The organism is Hungatella hathewayi WAL-18680, assembly GCF_000235505.1.
Classification (GTDB): domain Bacteria; phylum Bacillota; class Clostridia; order Lachnospirales; family Lachnospiraceae; genus Hungatella_A; species Hungatella_A hathewayi_A.
This window is the reverse complement of record NZ_JH379027.1, coordinates 1320423-1340109: the sequence shown is the minus strand read 5'-3', so window position 1 is coordinate 1340109 and position 19687 is coordinate 1320423. Positions and strand designations below refer to the sequence as shown.

Below are 19687 nucleotides of genomic sequence, written 5' to 3'. Positions count from 1 at the left end.
CTTATACTTTACTTTGATTGTCAATGAAACATAAGCATCTGCCATATTGAAACAAGGAGAAAATACCAAAAACGAATAGCACTACAAATACCACATACATGTCTCAAATTATTTATCATTAACTAGACCTGTAACTCTAATTTAAGAAAATCGCTAAACACTATTGCTCTTGATATAGAACGTTTTGTCACTTTGCAAGTTAATCTGTTGTAATATATTTTTTTCTAGTTTTATCGTTACTTTTATTATAGTAAGATTGCTATCATCAAATATTTATATTTTCTTGTGGATAAAACATTTAGGGCATGATATAATGTAACCATCATAATACATGGATAAAATGGTTTCTATCCAGTTCAATCCGCTCCTCTACTCTTATCTGGGAATCGGATATTCTGCCAGAGGAAAAGCACACATTGTTCATATAGGACGCTCTGCTTAATATCAATAGCCGTAAAATATTTAATGCTTTGTTAAAAAAGAAAAATGAAATTAGAATTGTTCCAAAAGCAAATGTTACTTGATGCATCTGAGAGAACTACAACTAAAGTAAATCCATATTATTTATAATAAAGAGGTAAAAATGATAGAGCAAATTCAAATAAAAGACTGGAGACAATTCGATAGTCTTACCATTAATTTTGATACTCGTTTGACAATTTTAACAGGCACAAATGGTTCTGGTAAAACAACTATATTAAATATTCTATCCAAGGCATTTGGTGAATCCATCAAGTTTGTTAGCAATGTTAATGAAACTTCTAATGGTTCTGTTAATTATTCTTCAAGTGTACTAGGTAATTTGGAGGATAAACGAGATGATAATTACAACTCCTCAATCATTGGAAGCATTACTTATAATTCTATAACCTCCCCTATTTTAGTTCCAGAAGAAGTCTCAACAACATACAACATAGACTTTAAAGATACTCAGCCTTGTGATGGTTTATATATCAATTCACATCGTTCTCTATTTCAATACAAAAGAGTGGATACCATACCTACTCATGCCCTAAAAAGAGACGAGATTTTTAGCACCTACCACAAATACAAAACCTTACCATTGTCTGATATATATTATAATCCTAATGAACAAGGTGCTACAAAACACATAAAAGAAGCTATTATTTCATTAGCTACATTTGGCCCAGGTAATAGCTACGTAAAGTCTAATCAAGAGGCACTTAATATATTTGAAGGATTTCAATCTATACTAAATAAAATATTACCACCCAAAATTGGTTTTCAAAAATTATCGATAGAAATTCCAGAAGTCATTTTAGAGACAACATCAGGGGCGTTCCCTATTGATGCTGTATCTGGCGGTATCGCATCTATTATTGAACTCGCCTGGATGATATATATGTATGCCACTTCTGAAAAATCCTTTACTGTACTATTTGATGAACCCGAAAATCATTTACATCCAGAACTGCAACAAACTCTTTTGCCTAATTTGCTTGATGCTTTTCCAAATGTGCAGTTTATTGTTGCCACACACAACCCTTTTATTATTTCATCTGTAGAATCGTCAGTAATTTATGTCTTAGATTACAATGAAAAGAAAAAAGTGATAGCTTCTGTACTTGAAAACATAACCAAAGCAGCCTCGTCAAATGAAATATTACGAGAAGTTCTCGGAATCACAAGTACTTTTCCTCTATGGGCATCTGCAAAAATAAAATTGTTAATAAATGAAACAATATCAAAGGGTATTTCTGAAAATAGCCTTTCAGATTTCCGAGAACAATTAAAATATCTTGGTTTTGAAAATGTTATTCCTGTTGCACTTAATCAATTATTCGAAGGTGAGATAAATGATTAAAATTAAGAAGAGAGCAAAACCGCAAATTTTAAGAGATAACGCCCAGCAGTGGACATCTGAGTACTTAACAGCTTTACAACAAAAAAATCCCGTTCCTAACCACATAAAATATAGATATCAAAACTCAGAAATCAAAGATGCTTTAGAAGAAGAAACATCTGGAAAATGTGCTTATTGTGAAAGTAAATTTAAACACATTGCCTTTGGGGATATCGAACATATTTTACCCAAAAATAAGAATGCTCGACCAGAACTATATGTTGAATGGACCAATTTGACTTTATCTTGTGAAGTTTGTAATCGTATCAATAAGAATGATTACTATAATCCTTTCGACCCATTAATAAATCCAATTGAAGATGAACCAGATAAGTATTTAATGGCACTTGGCCCATTTATTTATCAAGTACCCGGTGAACGAAAAGGAGAAATATCTATTGCGATTTTAGACTTAAATCGTTCTGATTTAATTGAACGCAGAAAAGAAAAAATTGAAAATTTATTACCTCTGGTAGATAAATGGAAAAAAGAAACCAATGAAACATATAAGAAATTACTTCATTCACAAATAAAAAAAGAAGCCGACTCTGATAAGGAATTCTCATTTGTTATTAGTAGCTATCTTAAACTAATTAATTTCTACAATTAACATAATTAGTACTCAATCTGCCTCAACCAACATAACAAGAGCCCGGAAATCTTTGATTTTACTGAATTCCCGGGCTTGATTTTTTATTCAAACTCAATCGTAGCCGGCGGCTTCGGCGACATATCGTAGCAGACGCGGTTCACATTCGCCACCTCCGCCAATATCCTGTCGGTAATCTTCTGAAGCACTGACCAGTCCACCGTCTCAATTGATGCCGTCATGGCGTCGATGGTGTTGATGGCACGGATAATCACCATATACTCAAAGCATCTCGCATGATTCCGCATTCCCACGGACTTGAAGTCCGGCACCACCGTGAAATACTGCCATACCTTCTTGTCAAGCCCCGCCTTTGCGAACTCCTCCCGCAGGATTGCATCGGACTCTCTCACCGCTTCCAGTCTGTCGCGCGTAATCGCCCCAAGGCAACGGACGCCCAGGCCCGGGCCTGGGAATGGCTGGCGGTATACCATGTCGGCCGGAAGGCCAAGCTCCACACCGCAGGCGCGAACCTCATCCTTGAACAGCTGCTTGAGCGGTTCAACCAGCTCAAACTGCAAATCTTCCGGCAGGCCGCCCACATTGTGGTGTGATTTCACCATCTTGGCGGTCTTCGTTCCGCTCTCGATGATATCCGGGTAAATGGTTCCCTGTCCCAGGAAATCAATGCCGTCCAGCTTTCTCGCCTCTTCCTCAAACACGCGGATAAACTCGCCGCCTATGATTTTCCGCTTCTGCTCCGGATCAGCCACATTCTCCAGTTTCCCAAGGAAACGCTCCGTGGCGTCCACATAAATCAGATTGGCGTGTAACTGGTTTTTAAATACCTCCACCACACTCTCCGATTCATGCTTCCTCATCAACCCATGATTCACATGGACACAGACCAGCTGGTCGCCAATGGCTTTCAGCAAAAGTGCCGCCACCACGGAGGAATCCACACCGCCGGACAATGCCAGCAGAACTTTTCTGTCCCCAACCTGGCTGCGCACCGCGTCAATCTGGTCCGCAATAAAATTCTTCATATTCCAGTTTGCCTGTGCCTTGCAGACATCAAACAAATATTCTTTCAAAACATCTTCTTTCGGCAGCTCGGTCAGCATCTCACACTGTGCCGTCGGATGGTCAATGGCCATCACCGGATAACCGCAGGTATAAATGGCCGGGTCCACATCCACTGCGTTCCCGTCAACTACCCGGTTCTCACCGCCGTTTAAGATAATTCCCTTTACATTTGGCAGCGCGTGCAGTTCCTCCACGGTGATATCATGGGGATGTATCTCGCTGTACACACCCAAATCACGAATCTGGCGCGCAATTACCGTATTTTCCGTACTTCCCAAATCCAGAATAACAATCATATCCTGCTTCATCTGTGCGTTCTCCTTTTTCCTTCGTTTATAGAAAATGCTATATGTCCATGACATTATATCATGTCCTGCGGTCACGATATGCTCCGCATGGATGCACATGGTCCGGGACGTGTTTTGTCCCGCTCTGCGTGACACCGGACCGGCGCAGATATAATGTTTATGAACATTATATCATATTCCCCTCTATCATAAAAGGAAAAATAAGCCAGAATTATCTCAATTGTTCCAAATTTCCCGCCTGAATTGCCCCAATTTTCTCAGCAATTCGCTCTCTCGGCCAGTCCCACCACTTCATTTCGAGCAGCGCCGCCACCGTTTCTTCCGGAAAACGCTTCCGAATCTCCTTCGCCGGCACCCCGCCCACAATCGTATACGGCGGCACATCCTTCGTCACAACGGCCCGCGCCCCAATCACCGCGCCGTCTCCAATCGTAACTCCCGCCATAATCACCGCCTCATACCCAATCCACACGTCATTCCCCACAACGATATCCCCTTTGTTATCCCATGCCCTGGCCACGTCCTTCTTCTCCAGCCCCCACTCTTCAAAAAAGAGTGGAAACGGATAGGTCGAAAGGGAGGACAGCGTATGATTCGCGCTGTTAAATATAAATTTCGCCCCACAAGCTATCGAGCAGAACTTCCCAATCACCAGCCTGTCATGATTAATCGGATACTGATACAACACATTATTCTTCTCAAACTCCACCGGGTCATTGACAAAATCATTGTACATGGTATACTCCCCCACCTCAATGCCGGGCTTCGAGATAATCTCCCGCAGATAAACCGTTTCCAAATCCCCCGTGCGGGGATAAATCTTATCCATTAACTGACTCATCACAAACTCCCTCATTCCTCTCCATCCGGAAAGCAATACTCCATCACATTCCCGAACTCATTATTTACCACATAATATACTTTCTTTTCCAGCCACGAGTACACAAATGACACTCTCGTCGCCCACATTCCCTCCTGCCTCACTTCCCTCAATATGGAAAATGCATCCGCCACGGAGAACTTCTCTCCCTGACCACGCAAAAGCGCCTCCGCCCGCTCATACCTGTCATCCCCAGGCACAACAAACTCCCTCGTCGACTCCGGTTCCAGCACCGAATAATTGGTTATCAGCGAGTACCGTTTTCTCTCCTCCCGGTACCCAATCCCCGGCTCCAATACCAACACTCTCCCGTCCTTATCCGACAACATTGCCTGCATGGTACTGTCAGACGCATAGACCACCGCTCCCGTTCTGGCTATCCCCAATGCATCGTCAAACGATATCTCATTTTTGATAAACTGCTCCGTCAAATCTGCAATCGTGACGCGTCCATCCCCCTCCACATAACTGCCCGCCGGGTTCCCATGAACATACAGCAGCGTGCCCGCATTTCCATTCCTGTTCACTCCATGGTAGGAGTGATAACGCCCGTCCGGCCTCATTATCCCAATATAAAAACGCTCCCGCTCCTGGATAACCTTATGCTTCCACACCGCAAGGTCAATATCAAAATTAAACCCTGTAATGATATCATTTCCATGATAAACAAACCTCGTACACATCCTTATTTCCTCCCTGTCATCTCATCTTCCCAATCACCCTTTCATTTTATGCCATCCCCAGGCCCACTTCAATATACCGGATAATCCAGCAGTGTTTTGTATCAAAACAGGGCAGATGCCATGTTACCGGCACTGCCCTGTCACTTACTTCCGATATATAATTTTTCGAATCCCGTACACGGACAAATGATACCGTTCCGCCAGACTCTCAACGGAAACACCATTCCGGTATTCCCCAATGATTTCCCGGTTTCTCTGCTGCAATTCCGTCCGGTAACCGGACAATTCTCCCCAGTGCCTGCGCTCTGCCGCATTTGCCGGCACATACAGATAACCGCCCTGGATATACTGCTGCAATTCTTTCACCAGCCCATCGGGAAGCAGCGTTTCTGCGTTTATATATTTCATGCGGGCTCCCTCCTTGATCATGATCATCATTTCTCAAGCAGCAAAACCAGCATCAAACCAGCGATGAAAACTACTCCATGCAACTATCGCTGTCTACTGGCTTTGCATGGAGCCAAACTTTGTTCCTCTTTTTCTTATTCACACACATGTTATCACTACTTTCCTATCACCAGTTTCCAGCAACACCTTTATTATATCATCCGGACACCACAAATTCAATCATTCCCTCAAATCCCTGGGACCTCCGAAACTTCCGCACTGCCGCTGCCATTCACCCCATCTTCAGCCGCTACATCCTCCTGCTTCCTATTCTCCGACAAAAACAATCCCGTCAGCGTCAGCACAATTCCACAGACCACCGGCCAGCTTATCCGCTCATGCAGAATTAACACCGACGTCACCGTGGTAATCACCGGCACCATATAGATATAGACGGTCGTTTTCACCGCTCCGAGTACCTTCACCGCAAAATTCCATGTCACAAAACAGATGGCCGAGGCCCCCAGCCCCAGAAACAGCAGATTCAGCACCATCGTCCTGTCATAAAACATCTCCGGGCTGACCTGGAAATTCATCGCAAACAGCACCGGAATCATAAACAGAAGCCCATAGAAAAATGTTCTCCGCGTGGTCTGAATCGTCCCATATCCAAACTCACTGATTTTCTTCGTAATGGTAGAATACACCGCCCAGATCACCGCTGCCACCAGCGCCAGAATATCCCCCAGCGGATTCAGCTGCAACGACGCGTCACTGCCAAAACTGATAAGCCCAATCCCCGCCATGGCAATCAAAAATCCCACAAAAAACCGTTTCCCTGGCCGCTTTTCATGCAGAAACAGGCAGGAACAAATCACCGTAAAAAATGGCGCCGCCGAGATAATCACCCCAACGTTGGACGCCAGCGTGTAGGTCAGCGCAATATTTTCAAACAGGTAATACAGTGTCACCCCGCACAGCCCTGCCGCCACAAAATACAGTTCCTGCCGCTTCTCCTTCACCTGTAACCGATGGGGAAATGCCAGCCACAGCGCCAGATACCCGATGAGAAACCGGATAAACAGAATCTCAATCGGTGAAAACACCCGCAGCAGCACCTTCGTGGAAATGAACGTGGTGCCCCAAATCAATATGGTGACGAAAGCCGCCCCATGTCCCACAACCGATTTATTCATGCTCTGCCTCCCCATCCATCCTGTCTTCCATAGCTTCTCCGGGTCCCTTCCTGTCCGCTTCCGCATCCTCCTCAAAAATCCGCTGATACTGCTTCGGCGTAAGCCCGATAAATTCCTTAAAAAAGTTGGAGAAATGACTCTGGTCCGAAAATCCTGTCGTCACCGCGGCATCCACCGGCGCCACGCCCTGCTCCAACAGCTTCTTCGCCCGGTCCAGCCTTACGTTCTGCAGATAGCGGTAGGGCGATACGCCAACCTGTTTTGTAAACACCCGAAGCAGATACGATTTCCCGAAACTGGTCATGGACAGCAGTTCATCCAGGGAAATATTTTCCGCATAATGTTCTTCCATGTAATCGCACAGCATCTGAATCTGCTCATCCGGCGAGGTGACAGCCGCATCCTCAAAAGGCGTCGCATACTCCCGCAACACCTGCTCCAGCAGAAAGAAGAACGCCTCCTCCCGCTTCAGCTTCGGTTCATTGTCAAGAATGGCATCGTACAGCACGCCCACCGACTGGGCAATCTCGCTCTGTCTCACCACGTTCTGCGTAAAATGCGGTGTAAACTCCTCCCCCATAATCTCAAGGACGGCCCGATTCATCACGTCCACCGGCACATTCACCGCCCGGTAATCCAGAATCTCCCCGTTAATCGGCCCGCAGAAATGGTTATCCCTGGGATTAAACAACAGCAAATCCCCCATTTCCACATCATATTCCTGTCCCTTACAGCACAGATGACGTCTCCCGCCCTCCACAAATCCTATCACATAATACTCATGAAAATGATTGGGAAACTTCTGCACAATCCCGCTCAGATTATACGCCTCAATCCCCAAGTCCCTGTCATAATATATCCGTCTCTGCTCCCTCTCATCCACCATGGTTCCAATCCCCTTTTCAGCCTAATAATTACCATTCTAACACGACCGGTCAAATATTTCTTGAATGATATGACACTTCATATATCAAATTTGTTATATACAAAAATAACTTTTTTGTCATTGGTGCTTCTATCAAAAAAACGGAATCATTTGCGAACTGCGCAAGATGGTAAGATTGTTAATCATAGACTGTTACTCAGGATATGTATACTTTTGTTGCTTCTCCAGCATTTTTTCCCAGTTTCGTTCTTCCCGTAATACTCTCAATACATGAATCTCATCAGTGAACTCTATCTTAACATAGAAAATAATAGATGGAGAAAACGGCTTTTTATGTATGGCATAGTTTCGATAAAACAACTGTGTTTTCAGAAATCTCTCTGTCTGATATCCTAATTTTTCAATTTCCTGCTGGATATCATATTGAAACTGATCTGCCCGCTCCCTGCCAAACTTGGTCTCAATATATTCGGCAATCTGTGTAATATCATAGACAGCCTCCCAAGTCAATATCACTTTATACTCTTGCATTTCTCCTAACCGTCCTCAATTCATTTATCTTTTGAAATGCTTCCTGCACTGGCAGTTCACGCCCTGCTTCCATGTCATCAATCCCTCTGTCCAGCATCTCAAAGAACTGATTCTGCTCATTTTCTTTTGCATACTCATCTCTCCTAATCCATGCCATATCTACCACGCCTCCTTTCTTAATACAGTTTACGTATTTTCTCTGCTCCTACTCACAGTTTAACACAAACCACTCTCTGCAACAACAAATTTTACTCTAACTCTCATATTAAAAAACAGCTCCAGCCTCCCACATAAAAACCCACTCACCGCTTCTCCATCGGCGTCACCCGCAGCGTATATCCCAGCGGGACCAGTATCTTTAACAGACTGTTCACCTGAGGAGAATGGACTCCATTTTCCAGCCGCGCGATCACCGGCTGCTTCACATGGCATTTCCTGGCAAGCTCCGCCTGGGTGAGTCCCTCTTCCTCCCGAATCTTCACCAGCGTTTCAATCAATTCCTTCTCCATCTCAATGACAGCCTCCTCTTCCGGAGTGATATCCAGTTCTTTCCTCAACTCTATCCAATTCTTAGCCATCTCTATCCTCCATTCCTCTTCTCAAAATCTCTTAAATTTGCCTTGGCTCTTCGAATCTCCCTGGCCGGTGTCTTCTGCGTCTTTTTTATAAAATGATGCAGAATAATAAAACCGTCCTCCTGGTAAGACGCAAACAGAATCCTGTTCCGAAGCGGTCTCAATTCCCAGATGCCATCTCCCAAATACTTTAAAACCGGCTCTCCCATAGCGGTCCCTCTCTCTGATAACAAATCAAGATACGCGACTATCTTACAAAAATTAATCTTCGCATCCTTCGAGGTATCCGCTTTTTCTCTCAATTCCTTCAATAAATCAGCAACACCACTACTTCCGTCTTTTCCTTCGTAAAAAATGATATTATACATGTTCTCCTTTCATTATAGCAAATTTTATATATTTTGCAATATCAAATTTGCTATTTTCAAAATTATTTTTTTGCTGCCTGGCTCCCATCAAAAAACTGAAATAATTTGCGAAATACGCAAGATGGTAAGATTGTAGAAAATAGACTGTCATAACTTGAACGTAATTCTATCTTATAAAACTTATCGGAGAAAGTCAAGAAATTTCTCTAAAAAAGGCGGCGCCTCCGAGGTCTCAACTCCCCTCCAAGGCACCGCCCCCACAACTCTATTTCTCCCCGCCCAACTCCTCCATTCAACTCTCTACACGCACTCAATCACAAACGAAAACTCCACATCCCTCTCCCCGCTGATACAGTACTCCGGGTACACCGGCGCGCCCCAGCTGTCGTCGCCGCCGACGCCGCGCTGGCGGGCCAGGATGTTGACTACGGTATAGTGAGGAACCGGCAGTTCCTCCATGTGCTGGGCGCTCTCCAGCTCTTCGGCTGTGTACGGCAGGACACTCATCTCAAACGGCGTGTTCACAGCCGTGAATTTCAGCCGCCCACCATTCCGATTGCGCAGTTCCAGCCACCTCACACCCGTGTGGTTTCCACACTCCTGCGGCAGGAGATACCGGGACATGCTTCCAGCGGGCGTTCCCTCATAAATGCCAAGTCTCGCCCCATTACACCTGTCCACATAGCTCTCCTCCGGCCCCTGGCCATACCAGGAAAATGCATTCACCGCCTCCAGGAAACGGAACCGCATCCCAAACAGCGGCAGCTCCGGAAGCCCCGGCTGGCCATGGTAATGGCATTTCACCCCAATATGTCCATCCGGCGTCACCACATACTTCACCTCCGTGACTGTCTCCGGCGCCACCGGCAGCCGGTAGGTATAGGTAACCGTCACACGCCCAATCTCCTCCAGCACATCCACATCCGAATTCTGATACCCTCTGAAGCAGTCGGCGCCCATCCACACAGCGCTGTTCACCGCAAACTGGTTTCCTCTGTCATTGTCCGTGGAAGCCCGCCAATAAGTTGGCATAGGCGCCCTTGTTATCCACTCCTGCCCATGGCTTCGAAGGGCCACAATCCCCCCCTCCGTCCTTGAGAACAGCACATAGAATCCATTTCCCCGCACTCCGATATTCACATCCCCATGAATCACCTTCATGGTAGGCGCAGCCGCGGCTCTGGCGATTTCGGCGTTTCTGGCGGACTCCACCACTCCACCGATCTTCACCACCGTCTCTCCAAACGCCACCTCAAATCCTTCCTCCGCCCACAGCGTCTTCTCTCTCAACACCGCCGACACCTGGTAGGCATACTCCCCGCGCTCCGAAAACGACGGCATTTTCACCACGGCCCTGTCCCTGCTCTGGGGCGCCACATCAGCCGTAAACCTAGTCTCCCAGACCTGCTCCCCGTCCTTCAGCACCCGGTAATGGAACTCATAGCCTTCTGTCCCCACAAACAGGTTCTTATTCCGAATCCATACCACCCCAGGCTCCGGCTCCAGCTCCAGATTCTGGTATAAATACTTCACCTCCTGGGCCTTCGGCGACACCGTTCTGTCCCCGTACACAATCCCATTTCCACAGAAATTGTAATCCGTCGGCCTATCCGTAAAATCGCCGCCGTACCCCAGCCCTTCCTTCCCATCCAAATCCCTCCGCGCCAGGGCCTGGTCGATATAATCCCAGATAAATCCTCCCTGGTACATCGGATATTTGTCCGCCAAATCCGTATACTTCTTCATTCCGCCCAGAGAATTCCCCATGGCGTGCATATACTCACACAGGATAAACGGCTTCTCCGGCGCCCGTCTCAAATACTCCTCAACCTCCGCCGGCTTCGCATACATCCGGCTCTCCATATCACTGATATCGTTAAACTTCCGGTTCCAGAACACCCCTTCATAATGCACCAGCCTGGAGTCATCCCGCTCCTTAAAAAACTTCGACATGGCCAAAATATCTTCCCCGGCATAGGACTCATTTCCACAGGACCAGATCAGCACGGACGGATGATTCTTATCCCGCTCCAGCATAGATTTGGCCCGGTCCACCACCGCCTCCTTCCACTCCGGCAGAGAACCCGGCACATTCCAGGACGGCTCACAGGCCCCCATCTTCTGCCAGGAACCATGACTCTCCAGATTGGCCTCGTCAATCAGATAAATCCCAAACTCATCACACAACTCATACCACAGACTCTGATTTGGATAATGGCAGGTCCGCACCGCGTTGATATTGTGCTGTTTCATAAAATGAATATCCCACAGCATATCCGCCTTCGTGACTGCCCGCCCCCGGCGCACATTAAATTCATGGCGGTTAATCCCGTGAAACACCAGCCTCTGCCCGTTCAGGCACATAATCTTGTCAATCATCTCAAAGGTCCGAAAGCCCACCGTCTGATTTAAAATCTCAATCACATGTCCCTCCGATGCCTCACTCCCGTCCCCCGGGTCCTCCGCTATCATCAGCACAAGCGTATACAGATACGGGTCCTCCCCGCTCCATTTATGTACCCTGGAAATCTTTCCCCCCAGCGTCACCTTCTCCTCGCAGGGCATCCGGTCCCAGTGGCACATCACCGTGCCCTCCTGGTCATACAGTATCCCGTTCACCAGGCATCCGGCCATCAGCTCCGGCTCCCCCATCAGCTCCAGCTCCGCCGAAAACACACCGTCCCGGTAGCAGTCCTCCAGCCCCGCCTTCACAAACAAATCCCGCACATGCACCTTCGGCACCGCATACAGATACACATCCCTAAAAATGCCGGAGAACCGGAAGAAATCCTGGTCCTCAATCCAGCTTGCACTGGAGCGCTTATACACCTCCACCGCCAGCCGGTTCCCCGTCTTCCTGATAAATGGCGTCAGCTCAAACTCCGACGGCGTAAACGAGTCCTCCCCATAACCCACGAACTCCCCGTTCAGCCACACATAAAAGGCCGTCTCCACGCCCTGAAACGACACAAACACCCGCTTATTCTCCAGCGCGTCCTCCAAATCAAATTCCTTCACATAGCTTCCCACCGGATTATAATCCTGGGCCACATGAGGCGGCCGCAGCTCCGCATGTCCGTCCCAGGGATACATCGTGTTGATATACTGACACTTGTCATACCCCTGAAGCTGAATATGCCCCGGCACTACAATCTCCCCAAACCTGGACAAATCATATCCATCCTGATAAAATGACGCCTCTCTCACCCCCGGATTCTCCGCATAGGAAAATTTCCACGTCCCGTTCAAATCCTGGCGCAGTCTCATTTTCCCGCGGGCCATCTCCCGCCTGCTCTCATAATACCGGTGGTCCGAGTGCGCCTCCACCCGGTTCACCTCAAACACTTCCGGATTTTCCAGCCATTCTAACGATGCCGCTCTGCTCTCCATTTCCCACTCCTCCTGATATCTGTCTTTTTAAAAAGGGACGGCAACTGTCACGCTTCCGTCCCTCGATTACATTTTCACTCTCTTGATTATAAATCCAATCTCCAAGAAAATCCATGCAAATTTTTATGATTTCCTGTATCTTCCCATTCCTTTTTCCATCCAGCCTGTTTTTACTCCTTCACCGCTCCGGCCGCAACCCCCGCCAGAATATATTTCTGGAAGAATATATAAATCAAAACCGTCGGCAGCATGATGATAATGATACCGGCCGCCAGCTGCTGCCAGGAGCCCTTCTGCGCATTGGCATAATTCATCAGGAAGGTGGTCAGCGTCCGCAGTTTATTCTTCGGCATGTACAGATAGGGAACATACATGTCATTGATAATGGTAATCGCCTTGATAATCACCACCGTAGCCGTAGCCGGCGCCAGAAGCGGCAGGATAATCCTCCGAAACAGCCCGAAGTAAGAACAGCCGTCCAGCAGCGCGCTCTCGTCTAACGACACCGGAAGCGTGGAGATAAACTGCCGGTAAATATAAAGCTGCATCAAATCCGACGCCACATAGATGATTATCGGCGCCCCCAGCGTATTGTAAAGGCCAATCCCATTGATGATCTTGAACCTTGCAATCTCCGTAACAAAACTTGGAATCAGCATCCCCAGGAAAAACAGCGCCATGATGACCCCTTTAAACCGGAACTGAAAACGCTCCAGGATAAACGCCGTAATCGTTCCAAACATCACGTTAAAGAAGATACTGACCACTAGAATTATCCCCGTATTCTTAAATCCAATCACCAGGTATTTATCCCCCAGCACCTTCTTAAAGTTGTCAAATGTAATCCGCGCCGCCGGTGGAAGCAGAAGCGGTGACGTTTTCACCATATCTCCCTTGGTCTTAAATGCCGCAAACAGCGTCAGGACAATGGGAGCCAGCACAATCAGAACCATACCGATACAAATCAGCTGTTTCAGTATCTGAAGCAATGTACGTTTCTTCATCTTACTTCTCCACTCCTTTCAGCACGATTCCGTGTATAATCTTATTCTGAATCAGATAAATCACCACAATCATCAGCATGATGGCCACCGCCATGGTGGAAGCCAGCCCAAAGTTGCTGTATTTAAATGCCGTGTCAATGGTGTACAGCGTAAAGGTCGAGGAAGCGTACCCCGGTCCGCCGCTGGTCATCACGTAAGGGATATCAAACACCTGGAGCGCACCGCGGATATTGTCAAACAGCACAAAATCCACCATCAGCATAATCGACGGTATCTGAATATATCGAAACAGCTGCCAGGCGTTGGCCCCGTCCACCTCGGCCGCTTCCTGCACATCCTGTGACAGAGACTGAAGCGCCGCCATAAAAAGAACCACATGGTACCCGGAGAACCTCCACAGGGAAACACTGGTCAGCACATAATTGACAATTTTGGTGTCGGACAGCCAGTTCCGAATCAGGCCATCCAGATGAAACAGACTTAAAATCGCGTCAAATGCCCCGTTCACCGGTGAAAAGAAGTAGGAAAACGCATAGGCAATCGCCACGCCGTTGATGATATATGGCATAAACACCATGGTCTTATAAAATTTCGCCGCCCGCAGCTTGGAAGTCAGCAACACCGCAAATGCCAGCTCCACCGGAATAAACAGCAGATGTCCCACAAAATACACCGCGTTATTCTTCAGCGACATCCACAAATCCTTATTCTTCAGCATGGCGATATAATTATCAAGTTTAATCCAGTCATAACCGGCCGAATATCCATCCCAGTTCGTAAAGCTCATTCGAAATAAATCAATGGCCGGAATCACCACAAGCCCGATGAGCAGCACCATGGGAATGACCAGGGAACACACAATAAATGTCCGTTTTTTTCTCTCCAGAGAATTCATAACTACCTCCACCTTCCAAAATCCATCCTGTTTTTCCACAAAAAGAGGATAGGGCATATGGATAAAGCCCTATCCCATTTTATAAAAAATTCTATTTGATTCCCAGCTTTGCTCTCGCGCCAGCCCATTTCTCATCAAGGGCCTTCAACTCCGTCGTCAAATCAAACCCGTCGGTAAACATCTGCGCGCCCAGTTTCTTGTAATCAAATGCGATTTCATTCTGAATGGCCTGGAAGTCATCTCCGCCGCCATCGTACATCACCATCTCCATATCTGGCTGCAATGCATCCGCCTCTGCCAGAATCGGGTCCTTCTCCTTCGGGAAGTTGGTCATGGAGGAAGCGCTGGTCACGTAGTTAATGTATCCCGGATACCAGTCTTCACTGTAAAACCACTCCACAAATGCCTTCGCCAGTTCCGGATTCTTGCTGTGGGTCGTCACGCCCATGAAGGAGTCGCCCTGTACAATCACGCGGAACGGGTCATCCTTGGTATCTCTCACCGGCAGGTAGAAGGTTCCAAGCTCCGCAATGTCATCGGCGCCGCTCTGGATATCCTGTAAGCCCCAGTCTCCCAGAGCCGTGATGGCCGCCTGCTTCTGTGCAAACAATGTCGTCACCTGGTCTTTGCTCATCCCCAGCGGGTCCTTGCCAAACACATTCATGTTGAACAAATGGTTTACCTTGGTGTAAGCCTTGTTGATATCCGTTCCGTCCGCAAACGGGGCGTCGGTCTTGGCCATGTCATTCCAGTTCTGGCCGTTGCCGCCCTCAAGCGCCGGCATAAATTCCATGTATGGGTAATCCGGCCATTCATCCTTGGCTCCCAGTGCAATCGCCATGAAATCCGGGTTGTCCTTGCCAAAATGATCCTGAAGGGTCTGTGCCGCTGTCTCCAGCTCTTCCCAGGTCGTCGGCACCTCAACGCCGGCCTCTTTAAACATATCTTTCCAGTAGTACACATATTCATAACCTGCCGTCATCGGAACGCCCAGAATCTTGCCGTCGATGGCATATCCTGCCGCCAGCTCATTATTCTTTGCCGCCTCCAAGTCCGATAAATCCAGCAGATAATCTTTAAATCTGGATAATGTAAACGGTTTGTTAAACATCACATCCGGCAACTGATTGGCCGATGTACGCATCTTCATGGCGTTCCAGTACTCGGAATCGTCCTTCATTTTCTCAACTTCCACTTCGGCGTTTGGATATTTCTCCTGGAACTTGCCTACCATGTCATTTTCATCAATATAATCCATCAGGTTGTTGTCCCAGATTGCAAATACCAGCGTTCCCTCCAGGTCCTCGTTTGATGCCGGAGCCTCTGTCTTGGCTTCCGTTGACGCCTCCCCTGCTGCCGTGGTGCCCGCCGGAACCGCCGTTGTGGCATCCGTAGCTGTTTTTGAGGAACAGCCCGCCAGTGTGCCGACTGTCATCGCCGCGCAGAGTCCCAATGCTAATGCTTTCTTTCTCATGATGTAACCTCCCTTGTTTTGATGCACTAAGCATACCATGTTGGCGTTTTCATCTCCATGAAGATACGTTGGATTTCTTGATATATCGTTAGATTTGACATCATTTCCGATATCCGCCGGGGCTGACATGGCAGAGCTTTTTAAACACCCTGGTGAAATGCTCCACGCTGTTATAGCCCACGCTCTGGCTGATCTCATAGATTTTTAAGTCCGTCTGCTCCATCAGTTCCTTGGCCTTGCGGATGCGCACCTCCGTCAGATAATTGGAAAATGTCATCCCCTCCTCCTTGGTAAACCGGGAGCTGAAATATTTTTCATTGAGACCGATATACCCGGCCACACTTCCCAGCGTCAACTCCGGGTTGGCATAGTTATCCATGATAAACCGCTTGGCCCGAATCATCATGTCCGCCTGCTTTCTGTCATAGTGATGCTGCATATAGTCGGTCACCCAGCGGAAATAATTGTTCATCCAGACCTCCAGGCTCCTGACATCGTCAAGCCGCCCCAGCTTCTTGTAATAATTCACCTCGTCGGCAAACAGCGCGCCGATGTCATCATGGTTTTCTAAGAGCCGCCACGCCAGCTGACAGATTAAGTGCAGACACCACAGCCTGGCCTTCTCAGGCCCTTCCTGATAGCAGGCAGCAAACAGCCGCGTCTTCTCCTCATCCACGGCCAGCTCATCCCCCACCAGCAGCCCCTTCAACAGCTTTTCATATTCCTCTCCGGTTTTCACCACATCCTCATACCGGACACATCCTTTTTCCCAGGGGAAACACACCTGGGCCTTGCCTTTCAGGCAATGAAGGGCCAGCTGGTTCCCCGCCTCCGTAAACCGATGTGCAAATTCCTCCGCCCCATTTCCCACGGAACTGACTCCACAGGACACCGGCAGATTCATGTAATTATTCCAGACACTGCACAGCTGGCGGCAGGTGGACAGCACCGTATCCTGATACGTATTCCTGTCTCCCACCTGATACAGCATCACATACCGGGACGGGGAAATGCTTCCCAGCACACATTTGGAGACCACTCTCGGTATCTGGCCTGCAAACTCCAGCACCGGCTTCACCAGACTCTCCCTCATGTCACCGTCAAACCGGCTGGAATGACGGATAAAATCTTCTATCTCGAATTGGATGACGATATAATCCCCAGAAAAGAATTCCGGCCGGATATCCCGCTTTCCCATGGCCATGTCCGCCAGAAGCTGTCCTTTTTCCACCTCCGGCACGTGTGTTCCCTCCTGCTGTCCATCGCTGCCGGCACCGTTCTGCCTGGCCCCACTGCCAGCACTGTTCTGCCCTGCCTCACTGCCCTGCCTGTCCTCACTGTCCTGCCACTCGTCATTCAGCCGTTTCAGCACCGTCTCCAGCATGGTTTCATTTAAATCCGCCTTCAACAGATAGTCGCCCGCTCCCAATCGGAACGACTCTCTCACCAGATTAAAATCGTCATAGCCGCTGAGCACAAGAACCTTTGGCATCACCGGCAGTTCGCGGTTTGACACCATGCGGTTCATCTGCGTGAGCAGTCCAATTCCGTCCATCACCGGCATTTTCATATCCGTAATCACCAAATCCACCGGATGTTCCCTCAACCGGACCAGCGCCTGCTCGCCGTGAATCGCGTCCGCCACAACCTGATACCCCAGCGCTTCCCAGTCCACCAGCGAGTGGAGTGTAATCCGGACAATGGTGTCATCATCCACAATCAATACCTGCCTCATCACTTCTCCTCCCTTCTTCGAATTGGAAGACGCAGAACCGTCATGGTATAGACACCGGTTTCGCTTTCCATCTTAAGTTCACAGTCCTTCCCGTAATTGAGCACCAGTCTCGCGTTGACATTGGATATCCCGATGCTGGAATGGTCCTTCTCTCCCGTCTCTTTTCCCGAAAGCAGGGCTTCCATCTCCTCCTTCGTCATCCCTTTTCCGTTATCTCTAATCTGAATCACCAGAAAATCGTCCTGCTTGCTGGCCGCCACCACAATCTGACCGATATCCTCCTCCATCTCGTCAAACCCGTGTACAATGGAATTTTCCACAATGGGCTGGAGAATCAGCCGGGGAACAAGACAGTCCATACAGGATTCCTCCACCTCATACCGGATGTCAAATCCGTCGGAATACCGGATTTTCATCAGGTAGATAAAGCTGTCCAGCACATCCAGCTCCTCTTTCAGGGAATAATAGCCGGCGCTGCTCCGGAATGAACAGGAAAGAATTTTAATCAGCGCCTCCGCCATCTTCGCGATGGAATCAAACTTGGACACCTGGGCGATGAACTTGATAGAGCTTAGGGAGTTCACCAGAAAATGCGGGTTGATCTGGGACTGGAGCGCCCGTATCTCCGCCTCATGTTTCTTCTTCTGCTGCTCCTCATTATCCTCAATCAACTGTTTTAACCGCCGGGTCATCCGGTTGAAGGAATGTATCATCGTCCGCAGCTCCGCCTGTCCGGCCGGCTCGATATGTACGGTGAGACTGCCCTCCTCCACCTTCTGCATTCCCTCCACGGTATTGTGAATCGGTTCGATAATATTGCGAAGGAAATAGCTGGAAAAGAAGTAGAACAGGACAAATAACCCCACCATCACACAGACAATCACCGCCGCTATCCGGTTGAAATCCCTGGTCAATGTCTCCGATTCCACCACACTGGCGATCCGGCAGCCGGTCATCGGCTCCACGGACACCGCGCAGACATACTCCCGTCCCTTCACCCGGTAGTGGGTCACCGCCGCCCCATCTGCAGATATCTCCTCCGGCAGAAGACCGGCCGTATCCATCCTGTCAAACAGCACATTTCCATCCTTGTCAAGAATCACCGTTGTGCCAAGATTTCCTTCCCGGTCGTAATCCCGAATCAGATTTCCCACCTGGGATGTCACGTACAGCGCCACCATTTCCACATGTTCGTCCCTGTCCACATCAATCCCTGGCGCCAGACCGGCTACCAGTGTGAAAGCGTTGCTGCCGGAGCTGGAAACCGTGACCCTGGTGTTGTAATAGCCGATTTTCACCATATTCTTGTCCGCCAGTGCGGCCTGATACCAGTCGGAGGCTTTCACCTCCTCATCCCGAAACAGCACATCGTCCTTCATGTAGGTGATTTTTCCATCCTTCATATAGAAGGCCGCGGATAAGATGTCCTGAACCGGAACCATGGAATAGTTAAATGCCTCCGTCAGCATCGTTGTGTAGGTATGCCTGTCCCCAATATCGTCAGTATCCGTCCTCGCTGCCACCTTCATAATCTCGTTGTCATTCACGTACACAAAATGGGAGAGGCGGAGTGACACGTCCTTCACCTCGCTGTTTAACGTGGAGACAATATTATCCTGGGCCCTCTTGATATTCTCAACGGCCGCATCCTTCATCATCGTTCTTATGATGCCAATGGACACCAGAATGACCACCAGGATGGGAACCACAATCAGCGCAAGAAAACTTCTGTAATATGATGATTTCAACTCTTTCCGTTTATCTACCCACATCCCGCTCTCCCTGCCATTTCCATATTTTTCTATATTTTATCACACATCTTTCCTACTTCCAACG

The 19687-nt window shown here is 48.1% G+C and carries 18 protein-coding genes; 2 read left to right on the top strand and 16 right to left on the bottom strand.

Annotated features, from left to right (window positions below; all coding sequences use genetic code 11):
- Positions 1 to 583: 583 nt before the first annotated feature.
- Both HMPREF9473_RS06095 and HMPREF9473_RS06090 read left to right on the top strand, forming a co-directional pair.
- On the top strand, positions 584 to 1825 hold the full coding sequence (locus tag HMPREF9473_RS06095; RefSeq protein WP_006779196.1) for an AAA family ATPase: 1242 nt from the start codon (positions 584 to 586) through the stop codon (positions 1823 to 1825).
- Positions 1818 to 2474: an HNH endonuclease gene (locus HMPREF9473_RS06090; RefSeq protein ID WP_006779195.1), complete on the top strand. Its 657-nt coding sequence runs from the start codon at positions 1818 to 1820 to the stop codon at positions 2472 to 2474. Before HMPREF9473_RS06095 ends, HMPREF9473_RS06090 begins: the two co-directional genes overlap by 8 nt.
- Before the next feature lie 83 nt (positions 2475 to 2557).
- Here the strand turns inward: HMPREF9473_RS06090 and guaA are convergent, their stop codons facing one another.
- The 16 genes from guaA to HMPREF9473_RS06015 all read right to left on the bottom strand — a co-directional run bounded on the left by guaA (position 2558) and on the right by HMPREF9473_RS06015 (position 19623).
- Positions 2558 to 3847, bottom strand: a complete 1290-nt coding sequence (guaA, locus tag HMPREF9473_RS06085) for a glutamine-hydrolyzing GMP synthase (protein ID WP_006779194.1) — start codon at positions 3845 to 3847, stop codon at positions 2558 to 2560.
- Between the two features lie 211 nt (positions 3848 to 4058).
- Positions 4059 to 4688 (bottom strand): CatB-related O-acetyltransferase, encoded by a 630-nt coding sequence (locus HMPREF9473_RS06080; RefSeq protein WP_006779193.1) that lies wholly within the window; start codon positions 4686 to 4688, stop codon positions 4059 to 4061.
- An 11-nt stretch (positions 4689 to 4699) separates the two neighbouring features.
- On the bottom strand, positions 4700 to 5410 hold the full coding sequence (locus tag HMPREF9473_RS06075) for a hypothetical protein (protein ID WP_006779192.1): 711 nt from the start codon (positions 5408 to 5410) through the stop codon (positions 4700 to 4702).
- A gap of 144 nt (positions 5411 to 5554) precedes the next feature.
- Positions 5555 to 5818 (bottom strand): CD3324 family protein, encoded by a 264-nt coding sequence (locus HMPREF9473_RS06070; protein ID WP_006779191.1) that lies wholly within the window; start codon positions 5816 to 5818, stop codon positions 5555 to 5557.
- 227 nt (positions 5819 to 6045) lie between these two features.
- A complete protein-coding gene (locus tag HMPREF9473_RS06065; RefSeq protein ID WP_006779190.1) occupies positions 6046 to 6993 on the bottom strand; it encodes a DMT family transporter in 948 nt (315 codons plus the stop codon).
- Positions 6986 to 7879 carry a helix-turn-helix domain-containing protein gene (locus HMPREF9473_RS06060; protein WP_006779189.1) on the bottom strand — a complete coding sequence of 298 codons (894 nt, stop codon included), beginning with the start codon at positions 7877 to 7879 and terminating at the stop codon, positions 6986 to 6988. Before HMPREF9473_RS06060 ends, HMPREF9473_RS06065 begins: the two co-directional genes overlap by 8 nt.
- A 192-nt stretch (positions 7880 to 8071) precedes the next feature.
- A complete protein-coding gene (locus HMPREF9473_RS06055) occupies positions 8072 to 8410 on the bottom strand; it encodes a type II toxin-antitoxin system RelE/ParE family toxin (protein ID WP_006779188.1) in 339 nt (112 codons plus the stop codon).
- Entirely contained in the window at positions 8397 to 8567 is a 171-nt protein-coding gene (locus HMPREF9473_RS27235; protein ID WP_006779187.1) for a hypothetical protein, read from the bottom strand. The genes HMPREF9473_RS06055 and HMPREF9473_RS27235 overlap by 14 nt, the downstream gene beginning before the upstream one ends.
- Positions 8568 to 8712: 145 nt before the next feature.
- Positions 8713 to 8988, bottom strand: a complete 276-nt coding sequence (locus tag HMPREF9473_RS06050; RefSeq protein ID WP_006779186.1) for a helix-turn-helix transcriptional regulator — start codon at positions 8986 to 8988, stop codon at positions 8713 to 8715.
- Positions 8989 to 8990: 2 nt separating this feature from the next.
- Complete coding sequence (locus tag HMPREF9473_RS06045) at positions 8991 to 9353, bottom strand: type II toxin-antitoxin system RelE/ParE family toxin (protein ID WP_006779185.1); 363 nt, start codon at positions 9351 to 9353, stop codon at positions 8991 to 8993.
- A 300-nt stretch (positions 9354 to 9653) separates the two neighbouring features.
- A complete protein-coding gene (locus HMPREF9473_RS06040; protein WP_006779184.1) occupies positions 9654 to 12743 on the bottom strand; it encodes a glycoside hydrolase family 2 TIM barrel-domain containing protein in 3090 nt (1029 codons plus the stop codon).
- A 170-nt stretch (positions 12744 to 12913) separates the two neighbouring features.
- Positions 12914 to 13747 carry a carbohydrate ABC transporter permease gene (locus HMPREF9473_RS06035; RefSeq protein ID WP_006779183.1) on the bottom strand — a complete coding sequence of 278 codons (834 nt, stop codon included), beginning with the start codon at positions 13745 to 13747 and terminating at the stop codon, positions 12914 to 12916.
- 1 nt (position 13748) lies between these two features.
- Entirely contained in the window at positions 13749 to 14642 is an 894-nt protein-coding gene (locus tag HMPREF9473_RS06030; RefSeq protein ID WP_006779182.1) for a carbohydrate ABC transporter permease, read from the bottom strand.
- Between the two features lie 91 nt (positions 14643 to 14733).
- Positions 14734 to 16116: an ABC transporter substrate-binding protein gene (locus tag HMPREF9473_RS06025; protein WP_006779181.1), complete on the bottom strand. Its 1383-nt coding sequence runs from the start codon at positions 16114 to 16116 to the stop codon at positions 14734 to 14736.
- A gap of 100 nt (positions 16117 to 16216) precedes the next feature.
- Entirely contained in the window at positions 16217 to 17851 is a 1635-nt protein-coding gene (locus HMPREF9473_RS06020; RefSeq protein WP_006779180.1) for a response regulator transcription factor, read from the bottom strand.
- The gene (locus tag HMPREF9473_RS06015) at positions 17851 to 19623 is read right to left on the bottom strand and encodes a sensor histidine kinase (RefSeq protein ID WP_006779179.1); all 1773 of its coding nucleotides are present in this window, start codon (positions 19621 to 19623) and stop codon (positions 17851 to 17853) included. The genes HMPREF9473_RS06020 and HMPREF9473_RS06015 overlap by 1 nt, the downstream gene beginning before the upstream one ends.
- Positions 19624 to 19687: the final 64 nt, after the last annotated feature.